The organism is Streptomyces sp. NRRL F-525 (genome assembly GCF_000716605.1).
Taxonomy (GTDB): Bacteria; Actinomycetota; Actinomycetes; order Streptomycetales; family Streptomycetaceae; genus Streptomyces.
This window is the reverse complement of record NZ_JNXE01000001.1, coordinates 67100-88214: the sequence shown is the minus strand read 5'-3', so window position 1 is coordinate 88214 and position 21115 is coordinate 67100. Positions and strand designations below refer to the sequence as shown.

The following is a 21115-nucleotide window of genomic DNA, read 5'->3' as shown; positions in this document are numbered from 1 at the left end:
TGACCAGAAAGGCACCCGACCATGGAACGGGCACGACCGCTCCCCAGCAGGCGATGGCTACTGAAGGGCGCCGCCCTCGCCGCCGTCCCTTACGCGTTACTTCCCGACGCGGAGGCCGGTGCGCAGACTCAGGCCGTCGACTATCCGTCGGCCGAGTGGCAGCCGGCGAGCACCGCCAACTACACGGCGTCCAACCGCCCCAGCAGCTATCCCGTCGACTACGTGATCATCCACGTCACGCAGGAGACGTATCCCAACACCCTGTCCATCTTCCAGAATCCGCAGAAGAAGGTGTCCGCGCACTACCTCGTGCGGTCGGCCGACGGACATGTGGCGCAGTGCGTGCGGGAGGCCGACATCGCCTGGCACGCGGGGAACTGGGACTACAACACGCGCAGTGTCGGTATCGAGCACGAGGGCTGGGTGGATCAACCCCAGTGGTTCACCGACGCGTTGTACGAGCAGTCGGCCAAGCTGACGGCGGCGATCTGCACGAAGTACGGGCTCCCGAAGGACCGGGCACACATCATCGGGCACTACGAGGTGCCGGGTACGGACCACACCGATCCGGGGCCGAACTGGGACTGGACGCGCTACATAAGGCTGGTCAACTTCGCCTGAGCCGGGGCGGATCAGGGCCGGTCCCGCGCCAGTTCCGAGTGCGTCGAGGTTCGTTCGGGGCGTACCTGGTCGAAACGGTTGTCCGGATCCGTCTGCGGAGTAACGATGTCCGCATCCGTTGCGGCGCCGTGTCGCCGCCATATCGCCACCGCACCACCGTTGTAACGCCGTTGCATCGACTTCAGGGGAGGCCGAGTTGACCGATCCATGGGTGGCCCTGGAGCCGGGGGCCGACCCTGCTGAGCGGGTGCGGGTGCTGCGGCGGGCGCACGAGACGTTCGCCGTGGCGGGTACGGTGCCGCAGCCGGTGCGGTCGGTGGTGGCCGAGTCCTGGCGGCGTTCCGCGCGGGCCGGGGTCGGTCCCGAGGGCACGGCGAGCGTGGAGCTGACGGACGGCGACCTGGGCGTCTATCGCGCGGAGCATCCGCTGGCGCGGGTGATGCCGCTGATCCGGGAGTTGGTGGGCACGTTCGCCGCGGACGGCGAGCATCTGCTGGCGGTGTGCGACGCGCAGGGCAGGCTGTTGTGGGTCGAGGGGGATCCGGCGACCCGGCGGAAGGCGGGCCGGATGAACTTCGTGCCGGGTGCGCGCTGGGCGGAGAGCGCGGTCGGGACGAACGCGCCGGGTACCGCGGTCGCCGTGGACCGGCCGGTGCAGGTGTTCGCGGCCGAGCACTTCATCCGGCGGGTGCAGCCGTGGACGTGCGCGGCTGCTCCGGTGCACGATCCCCGCACGGGGCGGGTGCTCGGCGCCGTGGACATCACCGGTGGCAACGGGCTGGCACATCCGCACAGCCTGGGCTTCGTGCAGGCGGTGGCGCGGGCCGCCGAGTCCCAACTGGCGCTGCTCGCACCGGAACAGACGCCCGTCGACGGACCCGAGCTGACCGCGCTCGGCCGGGACGAGGCCCAACTGTGCCTCCACGGACGCAAGATGAGGCTGAGCCGCCGGCACAGCGAGATCCTGGTGCTGCTGGCCCGGCATCCCGAAGGCCTGACTGGCGACGAGTTGCTGTGCGCGCTGTACGAGGACGAGTCGGTGCCGCCGGTGACGTTGCGGGCCGAACTCGCACGGCTGCGGCGGCTGTTGGGCCCGGGTCTGCTCGCCTCGCGTCCGTACCGGCTCACGTCACCGGTCGAGTCCGACGTGGCGATCGTAGAGCGGCGGTTGGAAGGGGGCGCGGTCATGGGAGCGGCGACGGCGTACACGGGTCCGCTGTTGCCCGGTTCGCAGGCACCGGCGGTGGTGCGGCTCAGGACCCGCCTCGCGGACGGCCTCCGTACGGCGCTGATCGCCCGCCGCGACCCCGACCTGCTGGCGGACTGGGCGCACGCGCCGTGGGGCGAGGACGACCTCGACGTGTGGCGGGCGCTCGCGGCGATACGGCCGACGGCACCGGTGCGTTCGCGACTCGCCGCGCTGGAGTCGGAGCTGGCGGCACCGGCCGGGTGGTCACGGCACGCGGGTCGCTGAAGCAACTCGCGCTCGACGAGGGACACTTGCCGCCCAACCCGCCTTCCGCCCACTGACTACCGTCCCGCCGCCTGCTCGCCGTCCCCGTCCCCTCCACGGACTGGGGTTATTTCTAACTGGTCACCAGGGTGAACAGCGGTTAGATTTACCCCCAGCTTCCGGCACCCCGCACCCCAGCACCCCAGCACCCGCGCAACGTACATGCAACGTCCCGCTCCCTAGCCTCGCGCCGAGAGCTGCCCAACGGCGGGCAGCGCTGTTCCGGGAGGCAGACCAGGATGACCCGTTACACGGCACCCGGCACCGACGGCGCGATCGTCTCCTACCAGGCGCGCTACGACCACTTCATCGGCGGCGAGTACGTGCCGCCGGCCCGCGGGCAGTACTTCGAGAACCCGTCACCGGTGAACGGGCAGCCGTTCACGGAGATCGCGCGCGGCACCGCGGAGGACGTGGAGCGGGCGCTGGACGCGGCGCACGCGGCGGCGCCGGGCTGGGGCCGGACGTCGGTGACCGAGCGTTCCGACATCCTGCTCAAGATCGCCGACCGGATGGAGGCGAACCTGGAGCCGCTCGCGGTCGCGGAGAGCTGGGAGAACGGCAAGCCGGTCCGCGAGACGCTCGCCGCCGACATCCCGCTCGCCATCGACCACTTCCGCTACTTCGCGGGGGCGATCCGCGCGCAGGAGGGTTCGCTGGGCGAGGTCGACGACGACACCGTGGCGTACCACTTCCACGAGCCGCTCGGGGTCGTGGCGCAGATCATCCCGTGGAACTTCCCGATCCTGATGGCGACTTGGAAGCTGGCGCCGGCGCTCGCGGCGGGCAACGCGGTCGTCATCAAGCCGGCCGAGCAGACCCCGGCGTCCATCCACTACTGGATGAGCCTGATCGCGGACCTGCTGCCGCCGGGCGTGGTGAACATCGTCAACGGCTTCGGCGTAGAGGCGGGCAAGCCGCTGGCGTCGAGCCCGCGCGTGGCGAAGGTCGCCTTCACCGGCGAGACCACGACGGGCCGGCTGATCATGCAGTATGCCTCCGAGAACATCAAGCCGGTCACGCTCGAACTCGGCGGCAAGTCGCCGAACATCTTCTTCGACGACGTGTCGTCGGCGAACGACGACTTCCTCGACAAGGCGCTCGAAGGCTTCACGATGTTCGCGCTCAATCAGGGCGAGGTGTGCACCTGCCCGTCCCGGGCGCTCATCCAGCGCGGCCACTACGCCGACTTCCTCCAAGCGGCCGTAGCCCGCACCGAGTTGATCAAGCCAGGCCACCCGCTCGACACGGACACGATGATCGGCGCCCAGGCGTCCAACGACCAGTTGGAGAAGATCCTCTCCTACCTGGACATCGGCCGGCAGGAGGGCGCGAAGATCCTCACGGGCGGTGAACGCCTCGACTATGACGGCGAGTTGAAGGGCGGCTACTACGTCCAGCCGACGATCTTCGAGGGCGACAACCGCATGCGGATCTTCCAGGAGGAGATCTTCGGGCCGGTGGTCTCGGTGACGTCGTTCGGCGACTTCGACGACGCGATCAAGGTCGCCAACGACACGCTGTACGGCCTCGGGGCGGGCGTGTGGACCCGGGACATCAACACGGCGTACCGCGCGGGCCGGGCGATCCAGGCGGGCCGGGTGTGGACGAACTGCTACCACGCGTACCCCGCGCACGCGGCGTTCGGCGGCTACAAGCAGTCCGGCATCGGGCGGGAGAACCACAAGATGATGCTGGACCACTACCAGCAGACCAAAAACCTGCTGGTGAGCTACTCGCCGAAGAAGCTCGGCTTCTTCTAAAGGCCAACGAAAGGGTGCCTGACCTGGGAGAACTCCCGTCAGGCACCTGCTGGTCATGACTGAGAATCACGGTCCTGCGTCCGGTGGACTACCGCGTCATCCGGTCGATCAGGCGGGCGAGTTCGGTGACGTACGGTGGCTCGAACAAGGTCAGGTGGTCTCCTTCCAGGACGTGGCGGGTCAGCCGGGCGGGGGCACAGACGCAGGACCAGGAGCGGATCGCGGTGCGCCGGAAGTCCTCGTCCTGTTTGTCGGCCTGGACGAGTGCGACCGGGCCGGCGTACCGCGACGGACGGTAGGCCCGGGCGGCCCGCAGATGGACGCGGTTGGTGCGCCGTCTGGGGTCCAGCCGGAGCGACTCTGCGGCGCTCATGCCCTCCTCCTCCGCCGCCACGGGACCCGGCAACTCCCGCTCGTCGTTCTCGTCGAACTCCGGGAGCTGTGCGCGGAGGTAACTCTCGACGAGGAAGACCATCTCCCCGCGCTCACCCCGCAGTTCGAGCAGCCGGGCCATTCCGAAGGCCACCAGCCCGCCCATGGACCAGCCCAGCAGCAGATGTGGTCCGGTCGGCACCACCGCGCGTACGGCCGCCAGATAGCGGGCGGCCAGCGCCTCGACGCTCGGGTCCTCGTGGTCGGCACCGTCCGCCGATGTCTGGAGGGCGTACAGCGGGCCGCGCAGCTCGGGACAGGCGGCGAGATGACGGAAGCCGGTGGCCTCGCCGCCTGCCGGGTGGACGCAGAACAGAGGGGTGCCCTCACCCCGGGGCCGCAGCGCCACGATGTCGTCCGGAAGGGCCGGCGGGACGGCGCCGCCCGCCTCAAGCAGCCGGGCCAGATGCTTCGGTGTGGCCGCCCTCCCCTGCCCAGGCTGCGGTTCCGAGAACAGGACGGATACCGGAAGCGCGGCGTGGAACTCCCCGTTGAGCCGTGCGATCAGCCGTACGGCCAGCAGGGAGTGACCACCGAGCACGAAGAAGTCGTCGTCCGCGCCGACGGGGGCGACGCCGAGCAGGTCCTCGAAGACCCGGGCCACGGCGGCCTCCACCGGGTCGGTCGGCGGCGTGCCGACTCCGCCCGTCGACGGGACCGGGGACCCGGCGCCGTCGGCCCGGACGAGTGACCGCAGCGCGGCCTGGTCCACCTTGCCGTTCGATGTGAGGGAGATCGTTCCGGTCAGGGCATACGTGGCCGGCACCAGTTGGGCCGGCAGCCGCTCGGCCAAGTGGGCGCGCGGAGCCTGCGGCGTCGGGGCGTGGGCGTCGGCGGGGACGACACAGGCGGCGCGACCGCCCGGTGATGATGGGCAGCCGGGCGGACCGCAAGGCGCGGTGGTTCGGCACCAAGGCGGAACTGTTCGTCCTCGCCGCCTCGGTCCCCGGGGTCGACCAGGCCTTGCTGACCGAGTACACCGGGTGGGCCCTGGACTACGCGAAGAACCTGCGCGGCGGCCTCGCCGACGCCCGCAACGCCACGCTGATCCTGCCCGCGCTGGTCACCGGCAACGCCCAGCCCGACGCGCGGACGTGGGCCGCCAAGGACGCCCGGGTGCTCGGAACGTCCCTGATCGGACGGCCCATCACCGTGGAGACCTCGGGATCGGGAGTCACCCGGGTCTCCATGTACCGGGGCGGGAGCATGTACGGCGGGATGTTCACAGGGCACGTCCTGGAGAAAGCGGCCCTGTACTTCCCCTAGTGCTTTCCGGGGACTCCCCCAGCGACCGACTTCCACGTCAGCCGACTCCCCCGTCAGCCAATCGGCTCCGCCATCGGCCGAACGTCGTAGGCAAGACCGATCGCGTCCCCACCCGCCGGATCCCCCAACTCCACACGCCACCCGTCGGCGAACTGGTCCACACCCGCCGCCATGGGAATGGTCCCGGAGATCAGGACAGTCCCGGGGATCAGTTCGCCACGGGAACGCAGCACGTCGACCCAGTAGCCCGGGGTGAGGAGTTCGGCCAGCGTGCCGGTCTGGATCTCGGTCTCCGTGCCCGCGTGACTGACCCACGCGCGCAACGTGATCTCATCGATACGGGACTCCACATCGGCCAGCCGCCAGGCGCGGCGCGCGAGGACATCAGGCCCGGCGTTCTTGCTCCACGCCACCCCGTGCACCTCCAGGTCGCGGTCGGTGTGATCGCACGCGGCGGTCAGCAGCAACTCCCCGCCCCCCGCGACGACCAGCGCCCACTCCGCCTCGCCGGACGTACGCCCGTGCTGGACCGCGACCCGCTCCGTCTGCTGGGCGAGGTACGGCGAGACGGGGTACAGCGCCGGCGTCACGGACGGACCCGGCACGCCCAGCTCGGCGAGTTCCGCGACGTGCGCGGCGACATCGTCCTGGCTCCGCCCGGCGTACCCGGCGTTGAGGACCTGGACGACATCGACCTCGCGCGTCGATCCGTCGGGCAGTTCGAAGGTCAGCACGGACATGAGGGCACTCCCAGGGATCGGGGAACAGGGAACGGGCACCGGTGAGGGGCCCGCGGAACCTGATTTCTCCACGGTTAACTTCCGGCGCAGGGCTTGCGCATACGACCTGTATACAAGAAGTATGCCGGAAGGTCGATGTCCCCGAGCAAGGATGGGCCCCATGCACGACACCCCGAAGAGCGACGCCGGCGCTCCGCGGAACGAACCCCACGCCCCGCGAAACGACACCGACGCCTCACTGAGCGGCACAGACACCACGGCGAAAACCGCCGGCGTCCGCCGCGCCTTCGTCGCCAGCCTCACCGGCACCGCCCTGGAGTGGTACGACTTCGCCGTCTACTCCGCCGCCGCGGCCCTCGTCTTCGGCGACCTCTTCTTCCCCTCCGAGGACCCGCTCACCGGCACACTCCTCGCGTTCTCCACCTACGCGGTCGGCTACCTCTCCCGCCCCCTCGGCGGCTTCGTCTTCGGCCGCCTCGGCGATGTGATCGGCCGCAAGAAGGTACTGATCGCCACCCTCGTCCTGATCGGCGTAGCCACTTTCCTCATTGGCCTGCTGCCCGCCTACGGCACGATCGGCATCGCCGCCCCCATCGCCCTGGTCGTGCTGCGCTTCGCCCAGGGCGTCGGCGTGGGCGGCGAGTGGGGCGGCGCCGTCCTGCTCTCCAGCGAGTTCGGCGACTCCCGCCGCCGGGGCTTCTACGCCTCCGCCGCCCAGGTCGGCCCGCCCGCGGGCAACCTGCTCGCCAACGGTGTGCTCGCCGCCCTCGGCGCCCTGCTCACCGAGGCGCAGTTCGAGTCGTGGGGCTGGCGGGTGGCGTTCCTGCTGTCCGGCGTCCTGGTCGGCTTCGGGCTGTGGATCCGGGCCAAGCTGGAGGAGACCCCGGTCTTCAAGGCGATGGAGGCCGAGCAGTCCCGCCCCCAGACCCCGATCCGCGAGGTCTTCACCACCCAGCCCCGCGCCCTGACCGCCGCGATCCTGTGCCGGGTCGGCCCGGACGTCCTCTACGCGATGTTCACCGTCTTCGTCCTGACGTACGCCACCCAGGAACTCGACATGTCCCGCGGCTCCGCCCTCGCCGCCGTCCTCATCGGTTCCTCGGTACAGGTCTTCCTGATGCCGCTCGCCGGCGCCCTCTCCGACCGCGTCAACCGCCGCCTGCTGTACGGCGTTTCAGCGATCGCCGCCGCGGTGTGGCCGTTCGTGTTCTTCCCGATGGCCGCAGGCGGCTCCTGGCTGCCGCTCGCCGCCGGAGTCCTCGTCGCCCTGGTGATCCACTGCTGCCTCTACGGCCCGCAGGCCGCCTTCATCGCCGAACAGTTCTCCCCCCGCCTGCGCTACACCGGCTCCTCCCTTGCCTACACCTTGGCCGGAATCATCGGCGGCGCCATCGCCCCGCTCCTCTTCACCACCCTGCTGAGCGCCTACGACAGCTGGGTCCCGCTGGCCCTGTACATCGCCCTCGCCTCCGCGATCTCCCTGGTAGGCGTCATCCTGGGGCGCAACCCCGAAGCCGCCGTGGACGAGGACGCCCAACTCGCCGCACCGAAGACCCCGGCCACGGCGGACGCTCCCGTCGCCCGCTGAAAGCATCACGCCACCCCGCCCCAGACAAGGAGGCCCCGCCCATGCGGATCGCCCTCAGCCAGCTCACCACCGGCCCCGATCCCGAGAAGAACCTGCGCCTCATCGAGGAGTGGACGCGCCGCGCCGCCGACGCCGGAGCCCGTGTCGTCGTCTTCCCCGAGGCGTCGATGGCCTGCTTCGGCACACCGCTCGCCCCGCTCGCCGAGCCCCTCGACGGACCGTGGGCCGACGGGATCCGCGAGATCTCCCGGGCCACCGGCACGGTCGTCGTCGCCGGCATGTTCACCCCGGGCGGCGAGGGCCGGGTGGCCAACACCCTGCTCGCCACCGGACCCGGCGTCGAGGAGTCGTACGACAAGATCCATCTCTACGACGCCTTCGGCTTCCGCGAGTCCGAGACCGTGGCCCCGGGTTCCCGTCCCGCCGTGATCGACGTGGACGGCGTCCGGCTGGGTCTGGCGACCTGCTACGACGTCCGGTTCCCCGAGTTGTTCCGGGCGCATGCCGACGCCGGGGCGGTGGGCACCCTGCTGGCGGCCTCCTGGGGCGCGGGCCCTGGCAAGCTCGACCAGTGGGAACTGCTGGTGCGGGCCCGTGCGTTGGACGCCACCGTCTGGGTCGCCGCCGTAGGCCAGGCAGATCCCGGCACCGGTCCGGGCCCGGTGCCGACCGGCATCGGGCACAGCCTGGTGGTGGGCCCCGACGGGACCGTACGGGCCTCCCTCGGCGCCGATCCGGAGCTGCTCGTGACCGACCTGGACGTCGACGAGGTCGGCGCGGTCCGCGAGAAGACGTCCGTGCTGGCCAACCGGCGGCCGGAGGTGTGGCGATGAGCGGGCCCGAGCTGGAGTTCCACCGCCCCGACGGACCCTGGACCGGCACGGGACCCGGCGTCGAGGAGTGTGTCCTCGCCGAGGACCCCGACAGCGGGCGGCGCACCGCGCTCGTCCGGTGGGCGCCCGGCACGGACTCCTCGGCCGCGGGCGTGGCCCTGCACGACGTGTGGGAGGAGGTCTATCTCGTCGAGGGAGCGATGCACGACCTGACGCTGGACCGCACGTTCACGGCGGGCATGTACGCCTGCCGTCCCCCGGGCATGCCGCACGGGCCGTGGACCTCGGCGGGCGGTGTGACGATGCTCGTGATCACCTACCCCTGACCGCCGAGGAGTGGCGTCAGCCGTCGAGGAGCACCTTGAGGGTCGACTGCAGGTGGTGGTCGATGGCCGCGCACGCGGCCTGCGCGTCACCGGCGGCGAGGGCGTCGACGATGGCCTCGTGCTCGTCGAGCACCGCCTTCTGCCGGCCCTGCTGGTTGAAGACGGCGACCACCCCGGCGCGGACCTGGCGGCTGCGCAGACCGTCGTAGTGCCGGTCCAGCAGCGTGTTCCCCACGGCGGACACCAGGGACGCGTGGAAGCGGTGGTCCACGGCGATGAACTCGTGGGCCTCCTCGGCGCCGGTGAGCGCGCGCTGCTGTTCCAGCAGGGAGCGGAGTTCCTCCAGGGGCACCCGCCCGGCCGCGACGAGCCGCTCGGCCGCGTACCGCTCGGCCATGCCGCGCAGCTCCATCAGCTCCCGGACCTCGCGCCCCGTCAGGGGTGCCACCCGGGCGCCGCGCTTGGGCACGAGCTCGACCAGGTCCTCGGCGGCGAGCATCAGCAGCGCCTCGCGGATGGGGGTGCGGGAGACGCCGATACGATCGGCGAGGTCCTGCTCCGACAGGAAGGCCCCCTGCATCCCGGGGTCCGTCAGCACCGTGTCCTTGAGATACGCGTAGGCCTTCTCCCGACCGGACGCCACGGCAACCCCCAGACATCGCATACAGTTTGTATACCGACGCTACCACGCGCGTTCCCGCCCGGGAGAGCCGTACGGCACGGGCCCGCTCCCCGCCTCCGGAAGCCGGCGCCGACGCACGAGCCCTGCTCTGTGGATAGAGTTCGACGGACTGGACTCCGATCAGAGCCCTTTGACGTAACGGCCTGGTGTTCGGCACACGGCCACGCCAGGCAGAGGGTGCAACACACCGAAAGTGACAGAATTGACCATGAGCAACGTCTACTTCGACATCACCATCGACGGCGCCCCCGCCGGCCGCATCGTCTTCAACCTCTTCGACGATGTCGTCCCGAAGACCGCCCGCAACTTCCGCGAGCTGGCCACCGGGCAGAACGGTTTCGGCTACGCGGGTTCCGGCTTCCACCGCGTCATCCCGCAGTTCATGCTGCAGGGCGGTGACTTCACCAACCACAACGGCACCGGTGGCAAGAGCATCTACGGCGAGAAGTTCGAGGACGAGAACTTCAACCTGAAGCACGACCGCCCGTACCTGCTGTCGATGGCGAACGCCGGCCGCAACACCAACGGCTCGCAGTTCTTCGTCACCACCGTCGTCACCTCGTGGCTCGACGGCAAGCACGTCGTCTTCGGCGAGGCCGTCGAGGGCACGGAGATCATCGACAAGATCGAGTCCCTGGGCTCGCAGTCGGGTGCCACGAAGGCCAAGATCGAGATCGCCGCGTCCGGCGTCCTCGAGGGCTGATCCAAACACGCGAACAGCGCGATTTCGTACGCGGGCCCCGGGGACGACACGTCGTCCCCGGGGCCCGCTGCGTATCCGGACACTCAGTCACGCAAGGTCCGGCGCAGGAAGTCCGTGATCAGGTCCATCGTGCGGCGGGTCGACCAGGGCTGCCCGACCTCCGCGTCGGCGAGGACGGCCAGGTCCCCGTGGCCCGCGCCGACGAGGACGACTCGGGTCGAGTCGGCGCCGTGCGCGCGCAGGGCCTCGTGCAGGAGCAGCGTCTGGCTGGGCGAGATGACCGGGTCGGCGGTGCCGTGCAGGAGCAGGAAGGCGGGCAGCGAAGGCGTGGAGTCGAGGTGGCTGACCGGGTTCGCCTCGGCGGCGGCCCGCGGGTCGTCGGCCAGGGACTTTCCGCTGGTCCGGCCGTTGACGAACATCGCGGCGATGTTGTCGGCTCCCGCGTACGCCGCCTGCGTCGCCGGGTCGAAGTCGGCCGCGATCCGGGTCAGGTCCGAGGCGCCGAAGGTGTCCACGACGGCCGTCACCGCGGCCTCGGGGTCGGTGGTCGCGGGGTCGGACAGGGACCGGCCGCCGAGCACGCCGGTCAGCGCGGCCAGATAGGCCCCGGCCGACTCGCCCCACAGCGCGACGCGCCCCGTGTCGATGCCGTACTCCTCGGCATGGGCACGCAGATGACGCAGCGCGCTCTGCACATCGGCGACGGCTTCGCGGAAGGTGGTGCCCTGGACGATGGTGCGGTACTCAATGCTGGCGACCGCGAAGCCCGCTTCCGCCACATAGGCCTTGGTGTCCGGCGACAGCTCCTTCCTGGCGATCACGAAACCGCCGCCGGGGACGAAGAGCACGAGCGGCGCGGGCCCGTCCGTGTCCGGGACCAGCAGGTCCAGCCGGAGCGGGAACGGCTTGCCGTCGGCGTCCTGCGGAGTCGCGTACACGATGTCGCGCCGCTCGGAGAGCTTCCGCTCGCCCAGGGTGATCTGGGGCTCGCCCGTGGGGTCCACGACGATGCTGGTGCTGGTGTCGCTCTCGGCCACCGTCGTGGCGAAGGCGAGGTCGATCTGCGGCGTGCCGTCGGCCGGGATGAACTCGGGGTTCGGGGTGGCGGGTTCGGGCATGGTGTCGCTTCCTCTGGGGTCGGGAAGGCGGCGGGCGCCTTCGCTGAGGTGGGGGCCGTCAGCTGGTCAGGAAGGAGTCCAGGAGGGTGTTGACCAGGTCGGGGCGGGTGGCGAAGGCGAAGTGGTCCGCGCCGGGCAGCTCGGCCAGGCGGGCGCGGGCGATGGTGGTGCGCAGGTACAGGGAGACCGCGGTCGGCACCTCCTGACCGATCGTGCTGGCCATCAGGAGGGTGGGTGCCTCGATGTTGGGGAGCAGGGCCCGGTCGTCGTCCAGGGAGATGTCCTCGAAGAAACCGAGCAGGGTCCGTACGCCGGCGTGGTGGCTCATCTCCCGGAACCAGGAGCCGAGTTCGGCCGCGCGGGCATCGTCCACGTCGGCGAAGACGACCTCGGGGTCGAGCACGGCGTCGGTGATGCCCTCGATGCCGCCCTCGACCGCCGCGTCGGTGAAGTGGGCGATCCCCTTCTCGTCGAAGCCGTAGGGCCAGTCGGCGGAGCGGCGGAACTTGGGTGAGCCGTTGATGACCGCCAACTTGCCCACGAGGCCCGGGTGTTCGGCGGCGAAGCGCAGCGCGACGTGTCCCGCGGAGGCGAAGCCGACCAGCAACGGGGCGGTGAGTCCCAGGTGTTGGATCAGCGCCGCGAGGTCGGCGACGTACAGGGCGGTGACGCCGGTAGTGTCGGGCGGGAGCTCGCTGGAGGCGCCGTAGCCGCGCAGGTCGAGGAAGACGTTGTGGGCCCGGGTGTCGAAGAACTCCCGTTGCGCCGACCAGGATCGGGAGTCGAGTGGCAGGCCGTGCACCCAGACGATCACCGGTGCGGTGGGGTCGGTCAGGCCGGTCTCGTAGTAGGCGATACGGCCGCCGTCCGGTACGTCCAAGTGGCGGGCCTGGTCGAGAGTGAGGGGGGTGGCGGTCGCGGGCATGGCGGGGTCTCTCCCGGAAGGTGTGCGCGGGGCGGGGGTTACAGATCCGTGGGATACGTGACGCCGTCAAGGCCGGGGACGACAACCTTCGCGGGGTCGTTGCCCGCCTCCACGAGTTGGCGTACGGCGAAGTCGGTGACGCAGCCGGAGAGCAGTTGGCGCGGGTCCTCCAGGACCATGCGCAGCCGGGTGGTCAGGGCACGCCAGTCGTCGGGGCCCTGGATCACCGGCATCTCGCTGATCTCCGTTACGGCGGGATCCGCGACGTCGGGAGCCGTCAACTGCCCCGGCGCGTAACGGGGATAGCCGTCGAACATCATCTCGCCCAGTTCCACGGTCGCGCGGGTGTTGAACCAGATCCGGCGCAACGGCTCCTCCAGCGCGGCGACTTCCGTCAGGTCGCCGTTCACGGGAGTGGCGAAGGTGGGCGCGTGCGGGGCCATGTAGAGCCGTTCCAGGGGCAGTTGGTACTCGGAGGCGCCCAGGATCATGGTGGCGACGCTGGAGGTGTTCCAGGTGACGCCCGCGGTGGGGCGGCCCTGTTGGCCGGCGATCACGACCATCGCGCGGGCCCAGTCGATCTTCTGCATGGTGAACCAGCGCAGGATGCGATGGGAGACGTCCAGGCCGGTGAGGAAGAACGTCGCGATCATCATCTGGTTGACCGGGACGGGCAGTTGGACTCCGGGGCCGCCGCCCTCCAGGTAATCCTCGCGCAGGGTACGGGAGTTGAGGTACGACTCGTCGGCCAGCGCGGCGCGCAGATAGCGGGCGGTGACCGCGCACGCGTAGTCGACCATGTCGGCGATCGCCTGCTCGCGCCCCCGGTACGCCTCCACGGCGATGGTCTCGCGCCACAGCTCGGCGCTGCTGGCGGCACGGGAGCGCTCGACCTCGCGCAGCAGCCGCTCGGCCTCGGCGCGCCAGCCGAAGTCGGCGTATTTCTCGCGGAGTTGCACGAGGGTGGCGACGGCGGGGCCGAGGTGCGAGACACCGGCCAGTTCCTTGAAACCGCGGGTGGAGAAGCGGAAGCCTTCGACAGTGGGCGGCCGGCCGTCGCCGGGGTAGAGGGCGAAGTCGGCGCTGGTGGCCACGATCAGCGGGTCGGCGCTGCCGTGCTCGACGGCGGCCCGGGTCAGATGGGAGCCGATGCTGCCGGGCCCGGCGGTGTAGGTGGTGAACAGGTCGACGAGTTCGGGACTTTGGTGGGACGGCATCGGCGGATCCTTTCTCCAGAGGGGGTAGAGCAGGGCCCGAACTACTCGAAGCGGTACAGAACGGTCCGGGCTGAGAAACGGACGTCCGCGGTGAGGCTGTTGCTGACGGCCACCAGCAGGCCGCCGTCGCGGGCGCGGAGCACGGCGGCGTCGGTGCCGCCCGTGGTCGGAAAGGACTGCACGGACGTGAGGCGTCCGTCCGCGAACCGGTACAGCTCGGAGTCCAGCGCGGTGACGGGCTCGGCCTGGGTGCCGAGGATGAAGTTGACGCGGACGACGTACAGCCCGTGCTCGGTGTCGAGGACGGCGAACTCGCGCGCCCCGAGCCCGTCGAGCACCTGATGTTCGACGAAGCGCTCCCCGTCCCAGCGCAGCAGCCGCGAAGGGCTCGCCAAGCAGGCCACCAGCAAGTAGGTCTCGCCCTGCGCGTCGGTGAAGTGGGCGAAGGCGCGGCCGTGTTGGGGCGCGAGGTCCTGGACGTGGTCGAACTTCTCGCCGTTCCAGCGCAGCAGCATCGAGGGACGCACGTGGTCGGCGTAGGCGAGGAAGTGCTCGCCGCCGAGTTCGAAGGCGTGCCAGTTGTAGCCCCAGAGCGCGTCGACGTCCTGCAGTGCGGTGAAGCGGGTGCCGTCCCAGGTGTAGATGCGGGAGGGCTGGTTCTCGTCCTCGTGGCCCGGGACAGTCACGCCTTGCGCCAGGGCGAGGAAGTGCCGCTCGCCGATGGCGAAGTGGCGCCACTGCTTGGCCGCGAAGCCCAAGACGCTCTGGAAGGGCGCGAATTGGCTTCCATCCCACTCGAAGACCGTGGAGTCGGTGGTGTATTCGTACGGCCCCTTGCCCGAGCGGATGTCGGCCACGGCCAGGAAGGCGCGCTCGCCGATCCGGAAGAACTCCGCGTCCTCGCCGCCGGGCGCCGGCAGGGTCTGGAAGGGCTCGTACGTGTCGCCGCCTTCGGCCCGGCGCAGCAGGAGCAGTTCGGTGTCGCTGTCCCCGCCGTTCATGCCGGCCGGGGTGCCGGGGAGGTCGTAGGCGAGTTGGGGGATCGCCAGCAGCTGCATGCCGTCGAGTTCGAAGGGCTCCACGGCACGCGCCCCGGATGTGGGTAGCGCGGCCACCTCCGTCAGGCGGGGTGTGTGGGTGGCGGACATGTGGTTCCTCGATTCGGGGTACGGCGGCGAGGTGTGTGGGGACTCGATCAGCGCGGCAGGTCGGGCTGGAGCAGGCCGTGTGCCGCCAGCCGGGTCAGCGCCTCGACCGCCGCGTCGCCCTCCGCCTCGCTCTCCGGAGGGGCCACGACCTGGCAGAAGCGCTCGATCATGGAGACGACCGCGAGCGCGGTGAGTTGTGCGTCCACATCCGGAGCGGCGAGTCGACGTGCTTCCGCCACATGTGCGGTCCAGATCGTGACGTGCCGTGCCCGCATCGCCTCCCAGTGCGTGGCGAACTCCGCGCTGACCAGCGAGGCCTCGTATATGGCGGTCATCTCCGCGCGGTGGTCGCGGTAGATCTCCCAGTAGGCGCGCACATGCCGGCGGATGTCGTCGATCCCGTCGAGGGCATGGCCTTCCCCGGACTGCTCGACCACGCGCTCACGCAGGGCGGCGGCGAAGTCGTCCACTATCGAGCGCAGCAGGTCGTCCTTGTCGGTGAAGTACCGGTAAAAGATCCCGGCGGACTTGCCCGCCTCGGCGGTGATGTCGCCGATCTTCGTCGACAGGTAGCCCTGGCGCGCCATCACCCGCAGGGCGGCGGCCTTCAGCTCGGCCGCGGAGCGCTCGCCCTTGGACGTGACGGTTGCGGGCATGGGTCCTCCGACGTTCGCGTCATCAAAAAAGTAAATCTGAATTCAGTTTCAGTTCTGCTCGCGCACTTGTCAACCCGGGCCGGAACCGGGCGGAAACCGACGCTCCGCAGGTGGTACTACGCCGGTACTTCGCCGCCGGCGGCGTCCTCGTGCCGCGCCCCCGGGCTGACGAGCCCCGTCTCGTACGCGACGACGACCGCCTGGGCCCGGTCGCGCAGGGAGAGCTTGGCGAGGATGTGGGACACGTGGGTCTTGACCGTGGCCTCGGAGAGGTGGAGCCCGGTGGCCAGTTCGGCGTTGCTCAGGCCCTGGGCGAGCAGGCGCAGGACGTCCAGTTCGCGGGGTGTGAGGGCGGCCAGGTCGCGGTGGAGGGCGGCCGTCTCCGGGGCCCGGCGCGCGAACCGCTCGACCAGGCGGCGCGTGATGGCGGGGGCGAGCAGCGCGTCACCGGCGCGGACCGTGCGGACGGCGGCGACGAGGTGTTCCGGCGTGACGTCCTTGAGGAGGAAGCCGCTGGCTCCGGCGGCCAGCGCCGCGTAGACGTAGTGGTCGAGGTCGAACGTCGTCAGCATGACCACGCGCGGCGCGTCCGCGGCACCAACATCCTTGAGAATGCGCCGTGTTGCCTCCAGGCCGTCCATGTCCGGCATGCGGATGTCCATCAGCACTACGTCGGGCCGGGTGCGCCGGACCGCGTCGACGGCTTCCGCGCCGTCGGTCGCCTCCGCGACCACCACGATGCCGTGGGCGTCGAGGATCAGCCGGAAGCCGGTGCGTACGAGGGCCTGGTCGTCGGCGACCACGACGCGCGGGGCGCGGTTCACAGGTCCTCCAGGGGGATCAGGGCGCGGACGCGGTAGCCGCCGAGCGGGCGGGGACCGGTGCGCAGGGTGCCGCCGTAGACGGCGAGGCGTTCGCGCAGGCCGATCAGGCCACGGCCGTTGCCGGTGGCCGCGGCGGGGCCGGGCCTGCCGCCGGTGTCGGTGACCTCGACGTGCAATTCGCCCTCGCCGTACGACACTTGGACGCTCGCGTCGGCGCCGGACGCGTGCTTGACGGTGTTGGTCAGGGCCTCCTGGACCACGCGGTAGGCGGCGAGTTCGATACCGGCGGGGAGGGGGCGGGGCGCTCCGGATACGGTCAGTTCGACCGGTACTCCGGCGCCGCGCATACGGCCGATCAGCGCCTCCAGCCGGTCGAGACCCGGTTGGGGATCCAAGTCCTCCAACTCCCCGGCCTCCTGGCCCAGTTCCATGGTGAGCAGGCCCATCACGTCACGCAGCTCCCCCATCGCCGCCCGGCCGCCCGCCTCGACGGCGAGGAGCGCCTCGCGCGCCCGCTCCGGGGACTTGTCCATGATCGTGCGGGCGGCACCGGCCTGGATGACCATCACGCTGACGTTGTGCGTGACGACGTCGTGCAACTCCCGTGCTATCCGGGACCGTTCATGTTCTACGGCCCGATGCAGCTCCTCGGCCCGGGCGCTCTCCACCGCGGTGAGCCGGGTGCGGGTCTCGGCGGCCCGGAGTTTCCAGGTGCGCAGTCCGATGGCGGCCACGACGATCGGCACCGAGATGAACAGGGGCACGTACTGGGTGGGCACGGTGGGGGCGACGTAGAAGTACGGGTTGGCCGGGCCGACTTGACCCGATCTGCTGATGACGGCGACCGCCACGGCGAGGCTCGCCAGGGTCGGCAGGCGGTGGGGGCTGTAGGCCGCCGCGCTGTAGGCGGCGATGACGCAGGCGTAGAAGGTGAGCCGGGCGACGTCGTCCGGGGTCAGTGCCGTCGCGACCGTCACGAGCCACAGGACGGCGAGGGGATACCGGCGTCGCCACGCCAGCGAGGCCGAGGCCAGGAACACCAGGATCACCAGGTCGGTCATGCGGTGCCGGTGGGCCTCGTCGTAGCCGTCGCCCCACGCGTACTGCACCGACACGAAGGTGAGGACGAGCGCGAGCGCGGCGTCGACGAGCCGCTGTTGCCCTGTGGGGCGCGGCAGTTGACCACCGGGACGCAGCAACAGCCCGGCCGCTCGCCACAGTCGGGCCGGAACCGACCGAGCCGGGACTTCCTCTCCCACCGTCACCGGCCCATTCTCTCGGGTACCGACGGCGCCCGGAATCCCTCCGGCGGACGGGCCGCCTACATCCGTCGGCTACATCTCAAGGATGACGTCGTGGCCCATCACCCCAGTGCGGTACGGCATTTGGTCCGGGCGACCGGCGCGCCCGGGGCGTTCGTCTTCCTAACGTCATGGCACCCGATCCGAGAAGGGCCACCACGACGATGCCGACACCACTACAGCCACCGCTGATCGAACTCCTCGACGTGACCCGGCGCTACGGCAGCGGGCCGCCCGCGCTGGAGGAGGCGTCGCTGAACGTGCGGGCCGGTGAGGCCGTCGCGGTCCTGGGACCGTCGGGCAGCGGCAAGTCGACCCTGCTGAACCTCATCGCCGGTCTGGACCGGCCGGACTCCGGGTCCGTCACGGTGGACGGGGTACGGGTGGACCGGTTGGGCGAGGCCGGGGCGGCGCGTTACCGGCGGGCGAAGATCGGGATGGTCTTCCAGTTCTTCCATCTGCTGGACGATCTGCCGGTCGCCGACAATGTGGCGCTGCCCGCACGGCTGGCGGGCCTCGGGCGTCGCGCGTCGCAGATCAGGGCGGCCGAACTGCTGGAGTCCCTCGGCATCGCCCGGCACGCCGGGGCCTATCCGAACCGGCTGTCCGGCGGCGAGCGCCAACGCGTCGCCGTGGCAAGGGCGTTGATGAACCGTCCCCCGCTCCTCCTCGCCGACGAACCGACCGGCGCGCTGGACTCCGCGTCCGGCGAGGAAGTCAGCCGCCTGCTACGGGAGTTGAACGCCGACGGCCAGACCATCGTCGTGGTCACGCACGACACGGAACTCGCACGGTCGTGCACGCGCCGCACGATCCGGCTCGTCGACGGCCGGATCACCTCCGACGCCGCCACCCCCGCCCCGGAATCGGAGTCCGTCCGATGAGCGCGCTGGGCCGGGTGATCCGCTCAGGCATGGCCCGTCGCCGGGTGCAGACACTGGTGATCGGGCTGGCCACGATGCTGGCCGTGACGGCGTCCGTGCTCGGCGGCGCGCTGCTCGTGTCGTCCGAGGCACCGTTCGAGAAGGCCTTCGACCGGCAGAACGGGGCGCAGTTGACAGCACAGTTCGACGCACGGCGGGCTACGGCAGCTCAACTGGCGGACTCCGCCTGGCCGTTCGGGGTCACCGCGACGTCCGGCCCGTTCCCGACCGCGACCGTCGCGCCGGGGTTCGACGGGTACAGCGGAGCGCCGATGTCAGTGGCAGGCCGCTCGACTCCCGGCGGCGGGATCGACAAGTTGACGATGACCAGGGGCCGTTGGGTCAGGAGTCCCGGCGAGATCGTCCTGTCGGCGGACACGGGACCCGAGGGCCGGCTCGGCCAGAAGCTGGAGTTCCCGGACCTGCCCGGCAGCCCGACGCTGACGGTGGTCGGAGTGGCGCGCTCGGTCAGCCGTACGGCCGACGCATGGGTACTGCCGTCGCAGGTGGCCGAGTTGACCCCGTCCGGCAGGGTCACCGGCTACCAGCTGCTCTACCGCTTCGCCCACGCCGACACCGCGGCCCAGATGACCAGGGACCGCGCGGCAGTCACAGCTGCGGTACCCGCGAAGTCGCTGACGGGAGCGCAGTCCTGGCTCGGCGTGAAGAAGGTCGCCACTCGGGAGACCGCGCTGTTCGTGCCGTTCCTCGTCGCGTTCGGAGTGCTGGGCCTGGTCATGTCGGTACTGATCGTGGGCAACGTGGTCGCCGGCGCGGTGGCGACGGGCCGACGCCGGATCGGCATCCTCAAGGCCGTCGGCTGCACACCGGGCCAGGTCGTCCGAGCGTGCGCGGGACAGGCCCTGATCCCGGCCGCCGCAGGGGCGGCCCTCGGCACGGCCGCCGGTCACCTGCTCGCCACCCCGGTCCTCTCCGACACCGCGAACGCCTACGGCACGGCCGGGCTCGGCGTGGAGCTGTGGGTCGATGTGGCAGTGGTCGGTGGGGTGTTGGGGCTGGTCACCCTCACCGCGTGCGCGAGCGCCTGGCGGGCGGGGCTGCTGCGTACGGTCGATGCACTGGCGGTCGGGCGGACGCCGGGGGCGGGACGGGGGCGGTGGGAGGCAGGGCACGTCCTGAGCCGACGGCCGACAGAGCGCACTCCAGCGGCAGACCCGAGCCGAGGGGAACCGGAACGCGTCCTGTCCGGAAGCCACGATCAGCGGACGGCCGCGCACACCCCGTTCGCAGACCCAGGCCGTTGGGCAGCCCAACTCGCCACCCGGCTACCGGTGTCGCGGGCCGTGGGGCTGGGGCTGGCGCGGCCGTTCGCACGGCCCGCTCGTGCCGTCGCGATGATCGGCGCGGTGTTGTTCGGTGTCGCGGCCGTCACCTTCGCCACTGGTCTGTCCTCGTCGTTGGGCGAGGTGATCGCGTCCAAGAACCACAACTCCGCGGATGTCACCGTCAGTTCAGCGGGCGGGCAGGCCGGGCCCGGCAGTGCGGTCCGCCAAGGACAGCCGACCGCCGCCGATCCCGCCACCGTCGCCTCGATCACCGCCGCCGTCGCCGCCCAACCCGGCACCCGCGCCCACTACGGCAGCGCCTCCTTGGACGCGACCGTCTCGGGGATGAGCGGACCCGTCACCGTGACCGCGTTCGACGGCGATGCCTCTTGGGGTGGGTACACGATGGTCAGCGGGCGGTGGTTCACGGGAGCCGGTGAAGCCGTCGTGCCCAGCACCGTCCTCACCGCGACCGGAACGAAAGTCGGCGACAGCGTCACACTCACCGTGCGGGGCAGGCCAGTTGGGGTCCGGATCGTCGGTGAGGTGTTCGACACCGGGCACGACGGCCGGACCGTCCTCACCGACGCCGCCACCCTCAAGCCCGCCGCACCCGACCTCAACTCCACCACCCAGTACGTCGATCTGAGGCCCGGTACGGACCCGCACACGTATGTCACCGCGCTCAACGCCGAGTTGAAGCCCCTGAGGGTCACCGCGAGCACCGCCAAGAACGTGAACGGCAGCGGCACCGTCACCGTCCTCGACTCGCTCACCGCGCTGCTCACCCTGATGCTGGTGTGCGTCGCCGGGCTCGGTGTGCTGGGCGGGGTCGTCCTCGACACCCACGAACGCGTCCACGACCTCGGCATCCACAAGGCGCTCGGCATGACACCCCGCCAGACCGTCACGATGGTCGTCACCTCGGTCGTCCTGCCCGGGCTCGTCGGCGGCGCCCTCGGTGTGCCGCTGGGCCTGGCCGTGCACGGCGCGGTGATCCCCGCGATGGGCCACGCGGCGGGCCTACGGCTGCCCCGCTCCGTCATCGATGTCTACGACGCCCGGGACCTGGTCCTCCTCGGACTCGCCGGTGTCGCCGTCGCCGTACTCGGTTCGCTGCTGCCGGCCGGCTGGGCGGCACGCATCCGAACGGCGACCGCACTCCGGGCCGAGTAGCGCAGCAGCCCATTGTCCGCACGGGCGCCGCGCAACCCTCTCGCAACCTTGCCCGTGATGCGCTGGGCCACCCG

20 protein-coding genes are annotated in these 21115 nt (G+C 70.9%); 10 read left to right on the top strand and 10 right to left on the bottom strand.

Features of this window, described 5'->3' with window-relative positions; genetic code table 11:
- Positions 1–21 precede the first annotated feature (21 nt).
- The 3 genes from OO69_RS00435 (at position 22) to OO69_RS00425 (ending at position 3897) form a co-directional block, all read left to right on the top strand.
- Positions 22–621 carry an N-acetylmuramoyl-L-alanine amidase gene (locus OO69_RS00435; RefSeq protein ID WP_033278288.1) on the top strand — a complete coding sequence of 200 codons (600 nt, stop codon included), beginning with the start codon at positions 22–24 and terminating at the stop codon, positions 619–621.
- Between the two features lie 196 nt (positions 622–817).
- The gene (locus OO69_RS00430) at positions 818–2095 is read left to right on the top strand and encodes a GAF domain-containing protein (RefSeq protein WP_033278287.1); all 1278 of its coding nucleotides are present in this window, start codon (positions 818–820) and stop codon (positions 2093–2095) included.
- A 278-nt stretch (positions 2096–2373) separates the two neighbouring features.
- A complete protein-coding gene (locus OO69_RS00425; protein WP_033278286.1) occupies positions 2374–3897 on the top strand; it encodes an aldehyde dehydrogenase family protein in 1524 nt (507 codons plus the stop codon).
- Positions 3898–3985: 88 nt separating this feature from the next.
- Here OO69_RS00425 and OO69_RS00420 read toward each other — a convergent pair whose 3' ends face one another.
- Entirely contained in the window at positions 3986–5122 is a 1137-nt protein-coding gene (locus OO69_RS00420) for a thioesterase domain-containing protein (RefSeq protein ID WP_033278285.1), read from the bottom strand.
- A 74-nt stretch (positions 5123–5196) separates the two neighbouring features.
- On the opposite strand from OO69_RS00420, the gene OO69_RS00415 reads away from it, so the two are divergent.
- On the top strand, positions 5197–5595 hold the full coding sequence (locus OO69_RS00415) for a hypothetical protein (protein ID WP_033278284.1): 399 nt from the start codon (positions 5197–5199) through the stop codon (positions 5593–5595).
- Positions 5596–5648: 53 nt separating this feature from the next.
- Here OO69_RS00415 and OO69_RS00410 read toward each other — a convergent pair whose 3' ends face one another.
- Positions 5649–6335 carry a DUF2848 domain-containing protein gene (locus OO69_RS00410; protein WP_033278283.1) on the bottom strand — a complete coding sequence of 229 codons (687 nt, stop codon included), beginning with the start codon at positions 6333–6335 and terminating at the stop codon, positions 5649–5651.
- A 160-nt stretch (positions 6336–6495) separates the two neighbouring features.
- On the opposite strand from OO69_RS00410, the gene OO69_RS00405 reads away from it, so the two are divergent.
- From OO69_RS00405 to OO69_RS00395, 3 genes are read left to right on the top strand one after another with little or no spacing between them, the layout of a single operon-like run.
- Positions 6496–7923 carry an MFS transporter gene (locus tag OO69_RS00405; RefSeq protein WP_234444287.1) on the top strand — a complete coding sequence of 476 codons (1428 nt, stop codon included), beginning with the start codon at positions 6496–6498 and terminating at the stop codon, positions 7921–7923.
- 41 nt (positions 7924–7964) lie between these two features.
- Positions 7965–8756, top strand: a complete 792-nt coding sequence (locus OO69_RS00400) for a carbon-nitrogen hydrolase family protein (protein WP_033278282.1) — start codon at positions 7965–7967, stop codon at positions 8754–8756.
- Positions 8753–9082, top strand: a complete 330-nt coding sequence (locus OO69_RS00395) for a cupin domain-containing protein (RefSeq protein ID WP_033278281.1) — start codon at positions 8753–8755, stop codon at positions 9080–9082. Before OO69_RS00400 ends, OO69_RS00395 begins: the two co-directional genes overlap by 4 nt.
- Positions 9083–9098: 16 nt before the next feature.
- Here the strand turns inward: OO69_RS00395 and OO69_RS00390 are convergent, their stop codons facing one another.
- On the bottom strand, positions 9099–9725 hold the full coding sequence (locus OO69_RS00390; RefSeq protein ID WP_033278280.1) for a GntR family transcriptional regulator: 627 nt from the start codon (positions 9723–9725) through the stop codon (positions 9099–9101).
- Positions 9726–9972: 247 nt separating this feature from the next.
- Here OO69_RS00390 and OO69_RS00385 point away from each other — a divergent pair, with 247 nt between their 5' ends.
- Entirely contained in the window at positions 9973–10467 is a 495-nt protein-coding gene (locus tag OO69_RS00385) for a peptidylprolyl isomerase (RefSeq protein ID WP_033278279.1), read from the top strand.
- 83 nt (positions 10468–10550) lie between these two features.
- Here the strand turns inward: OO69_RS00385 and OO69_RS00380 are convergent, their stop codons facing one another.
- From OO69_RS00380 to OO69_RS00350, 7 genes are all read right to left on the bottom strand, one after another.
- A complete protein-coding gene (locus OO69_RS00380) occupies positions 10551–11585 on the bottom strand; it encodes an alpha/beta hydrolase (protein ID WP_051800698.1) in 1035 nt (344 codons plus the stop codon).
- Positions 11586–11643: 58 nt separating this feature from the next.
- Positions 11644–12510: an alpha/beta fold hydrolase gene (locus OO69_RS49305; protein WP_051800697.1), complete on the bottom strand. Its 867-nt coding sequence runs from the start codon at positions 12508–12510 to the stop codon at positions 11644–11646.
- Between the two features lie 38 nt (positions 12511–12548).
- Positions 12549–13727, bottom strand: coding sequence for a DUF5624 domain-containing protein (locus tag OO69_RS00370; protein WP_033278278.1), 1179 nt, complete (start codon positions 13725–13727; stop codon positions 12549–12551).
- 41 nt (positions 13728–13768) lie between these two features.
- On the bottom strand, positions 13769–14875 hold the full coding sequence (locus OO69_RS00365; RefSeq protein ID WP_033278277.1) for a hypothetical protein: 1107 nt from the start codon (positions 14873–14875) through the stop codon (positions 13769–13771).
- Positions 14876–14922: 47 nt separating this feature from the next.
- Positions 14923–15531: a TetR/AcrR family transcriptional regulator gene (locus OO69_RS49300; RefSeq protein WP_051800696.1), complete on the bottom strand. Its 609-nt coding sequence runs from the start codon at positions 15529–15531 to the stop codon at positions 14923–14925.
- A 116-nt stretch (positions 15532–15647) separates the two neighbouring features.
- The gene (locus OO69_RS00355) at positions 15648–16355 is read right to left on the bottom strand and encodes a response regulator (protein ID WP_033278276.1); all 708 of its coding nucleotides are present in this window, start codon (positions 16353–16355) and stop codon (positions 15648–15650) included.
- Positions 16352–17620, bottom strand: a complete 1269-nt coding sequence (locus OO69_RS00350; RefSeq protein WP_078652238.1) for a sensor histidine kinase — start codon at positions 17618–17620, stop codon at positions 16352–16354. The genes OO69_RS00355 and OO69_RS00350 overlap by 4 nt, the downstream gene beginning before the upstream one ends.
- A gap of 200 nt (positions 17621–17820) precedes the next feature.
- On the opposite strand from OO69_RS00350, the gene OO69_RS00345 reads away from it, so the two are divergent.
- Positions 17821–18540, top strand: a complete 720-nt coding sequence (locus tag OO69_RS00345) for an ABC transporter ATP-binding protein (protein ID WP_033278275.1) — start codon at positions 17821–17823, stop codon at positions 18538–18540.
- Positions 18537–21041, top strand: a complete 2505-nt coding sequence (locus OO69_RS00340; RefSeq protein ID WP_033278274.1) for an ABC transporter permease — start codon at positions 18537–18539, stop codon at positions 21039–21041. The genes OO69_RS00345 and OO69_RS00340 overlap by 4 nt, the downstream gene beginning before the upstream one ends.
- The last annotated feature ends 74 nt before the right edge of the window (positions 21042–21115 follow it).

Bases quoted from the DNA above. Each gene is read 5' to 3' on its own strand.
- OO69_RS00365 (WP_033278277.1), bottom strand. From the start codon at position 14,875: ATGTCCGCCACCCACACACCCCGCCTGACGGAGGTGGCCGCGCTACCC.
- OO69_RS00405 (WP_234444287.1), top strand. From the start codon at position 6,496: ATGCACGACACCCCGAAGAGCGACGCCGGCGCTCCGCGGAACGAACCC.
- OO69_RS00400 (WP_033278282.1), top strand. From the start codon at position 7,965: ATGCGGATCGCCCTCAGCCAGCTCACCACCGGCCCCGATCCCGAGAAG.
- OO69_RS00395 (WP_033278281.1), top strand. From the start codon at position 8,753: ATGAGCGGGCCCGAGCTGGAGTTCCACCGCCCCGACGGACCCTGGACC.
- OO69_RS00435 (WP_033278288.1), top strand. From the start codon at position 22: ATGGAACGGGCACGACCGCTCCCCAGCAGGCGATGGCTACTGAAGGGC.
- OO69_RS00380 (WP_051800698.1), bottom strand. From the start codon at position 11,585: ATGCCCGAACCCGCCACCCCGAACCCCGAGTTCATCCCGGCCGACGGC.
- OO69_RS00340 (WP_033278274.1), top strand. From the start codon at position 18,537: ATGAGCGCGCTGGGCCGGGTGATCCGCTCAGGCATGGCCCGTCGCCGG.
- OO69_RS49305 (WP_051800697.1), bottom strand. From the start codon at position 12,510: ATGCCCGCGACCGCCACCCCCCTCACTCTCGACCAGGCCCGCCACTTG.
- OO69_RS00385 (WP_033278279.1), top strand. From the start codon at position 9,973: ATGAGCAACGTCTACTTCGACATCACCATCGACGGCGCCCCCGCCGGC.
- OO69_RS00415 (WP_033278284.1), top strand. From the start codon at position 5,197: ATGATGGGCAGCCGGGCGGACCGCAAGGCGCGGTGGTTCGGCACCAAG.
- OO69_RS00425 (WP_033278286.1), top strand. From the start codon at position 2,374: ATGACCCGTTACACGGCACCCGGCACCGACGGCGCGATCGTCTCCTAC.
- OO69_RS49300 (WP_051800696.1), bottom strand. From the start codon at position 15,531: ATGCCCGCAACCGTCACGTCCAAGGGCGAGCGCTCCGCGGCCGAGCTG.
- OO69_RS00345 (WP_033278275.1), top strand. From the start codon at position 17,821: ATGCCGACACCACTACAGCCACCGCTGATCGAACTCCTCGACGTGACC.
- OO69_RS00410 (WP_033278283.1), bottom strand. From the start codon at position 6,335: ATGTCCGTGCTGACCTTCGAACTGCCCGACGGATCGACGCGCGAGGTC.
- OO69_RS00370 (WP_033278278.1), bottom strand. From the start codon at position 13,727: ATGCCGTCCCACCAAAGTCCCGAACTCGTCGACCTGTTCACCACCTAC.